The organism is Nonomuraea basaltis (assembly GCF_005893125.1).
GTDB classification, from domain to species: Bacteria; Actinomycetota; Actinomycetes; order Streptosporangiales; family Streptosporangiaceae; genus Nonomuraea; species Nonomuraea basaltis.
Genome location: NZ_VCJS01000507.1, coordinates 1 through 2,056, shown reverse-complemented (window position 1 = coordinate 2,056; position 2,056 = coordinate 1). Strand labels below are relative to the sequence as shown.

Annotated in this window: 1 protein-coding gene; it reads left to right on the top strand. The window is 72.0% G+C overall.

Translation table 11 applies throughout. From position 1 onward, the window contains the following. Window positions 1-210: 210 nt before the first annotated feature. Window positions 211-1,908 carry a bis-aminopropyl spermidine synthase family protein gene (locus EJK15_RS76045; RefSeq protein WP_240778149.1) on the top strand — a complete coding sequence of 566 codons (1,698 nt, stop codon included), beginning with the start codon at window positions 211-213 and terminating at the stop codon, window positions 1,906-1,908. Window positions 1,909-2,056 lie beyond the last annotated feature (148 nt).

Below are 2,056 nucleotides of genomic sequence, written 5' to 3'. Positions count from 1 at the left end.
CTCGTGGGCTCGGAGATGTGTATAGGAGACAGCCCCACCGAGTCGCCCACCCCGCCGACCCGGCCGCAGCGTGCTGGAGCCGACCCGCCGGGCATATCCGGCCAGATCCCGCCTACGCGGCCGCCGAAACGCCTTTCCTCACCGGGGCCCACCTGCGCGCTCGGCCCGAGCTCGACCGGGGGCTGCCTGGACGCTCGATAGGGTTGCCCCATGGAGCATGTGCGTGACGGGGTGCGACGTGACGGGGTGGAGCGCCTGCTCGACGCGGCGGGGGCCGACAGCAGGCGGCTGAGGCACGCTCTGGCCCTCCTGTGCGACGGCCGATGGTGGACGCTGGCAAACCTGGTCAGGGCGACCGCCACGTCCAGGCGTACCATCGAGACCCTGCTCCGCGAGCTGCCCCTGGAGCGGACCGAGGACCGCTTCCGAGTGCCGCTCACCCACTCCCCCGACTACCAGGACCTCTTCGCCGTAGCCCCGGCGCCCGAGGACCCGGTGGCCCACCTGGTGCCCCATTACTCCCATGCGCTCGAACGCCTCACCGAGCTCGTCGCCGGGGCCCCGCGTGCCCGTCACGTGCTCGACCACGTCTCCGCCACGCCGGAGACCGTACTGCGGCGGGCGCTCCTGCTGGGCACCCGTTTCTGGCTTCGGGGCACGCGCCTGCTGTGCGTCGGCGACCACGACCTCACCTCGCTGGCCGTCAAGCTCGTCCATCCCGAGACCGACGTCATGGTGGTGGACATCGACGAGCGCATCCTGGCCTACATCGACGACCAGGATCTGGGCGTCCGCACCCGCTGGGCCGACCTGCGGCTCGGCCTGCCGGCCTCGGCCAGGCACCACGACCTGGCGCTTACCGACCCGCCATACACGCCGGAGGGCACGGGGTTGTTCGTGGCGCGGGCTGTGGAGGGCTTGACGGACGATGGGCGGGTGCTGCTGGCGTACGGGGCGAGCGAGCGTACGCCGATGCTGGCCTTGAAGGTGCAGCAGGCGCTGTCGGAGCTCAACCTCACGTACGAGGCCATCTACCCCGACTTCAACCGATATTTCGGGGCAGAGGCCATCGGCTCCGCCGCCGACCTGTACGTCCTGCGCCCCACCACCAAGACCCGCCCGGCCGTGACATCCCGTCTGAGCCGCCTGGTAACCGCCATCTACACCCAGGGCCCGCAGTCCGTCGAATCCGCCCATACCGCCCTCTCGGCCCCGGCCACGCCCGCGGCTGCGGAGCTCACGCCCACGGGCACAGGCGCACCTCATCGAGCTGCCATGCAGACCGGCGGAACCTCAGGCGTAAGCGACTCGGCAACCGAATCCACCGGTGACTCGGCCGGGTCCGTTCCCGGGTTGCCGCCGGGCTTCGACCCCGACCTGCTCGTGGGCGACTGGCCCAAGGACCTGCCCCAGCCCCGGGTCAAGCTGTCGACCTGGCTGGCGAAACCCTATGCCGCCGCCGCGGATCGGGTGGCCGTCGCCGTGCCGCCCGGGCTGGAGGCCGCGCTCCCCCGCCTGCTCCTGGCCACCCGCGCCACCCACGTGCGCGTTCTCGGGACCGGTCTCCCGTCCCTGCCCGACGTGCTGTCCGCCGTCTACAAGCTGAGCGCCGACGCCGGCCCGCTCGACGCCGTACGCCTCCCGCAACCGGACGGCGACGCGGCGGGCGTACTGCGCAAGATCTTGGACAACGGCCACGCCAAGCTGGCCAACACGTGGCGCGAGGCACTCATCGCGGTGGCCCGCGCCCAGGGCACGACGCTCACCAAGAACGAGGCCCGCACCCTCATCCGCCAGGCGGCCCCGTGGTCGGATGACCTCACCCCGCTGGAGGCGCCGCTCCACCGCCTGGAGGCCCTCCCTGACGCGGTCTCGGCAACCGTCTCGGCCCTCACCACGACGACCTGAGAGCTCTTCCCAACAGGCGGACCCACCTGAGAACCCTCGCCACGGGCAGGCCCGCCGGAGAGCCCTCGCCACGGGCAGGCTGAGAGCCTTCACCCACGCCCGGCTGAGGATTCTCCTTCGACCCGACCCCACCCGACCCGCCTATCCG

Coding starts and splice junctions, on each gene's coding strand:
- EJK15_RS76045 (WP_240778149.1), top strand. CDS start 211: ATGGAGCATGTGCGTGACGGGGTGCGACGTGACGGGGTGGAGCGCCTG.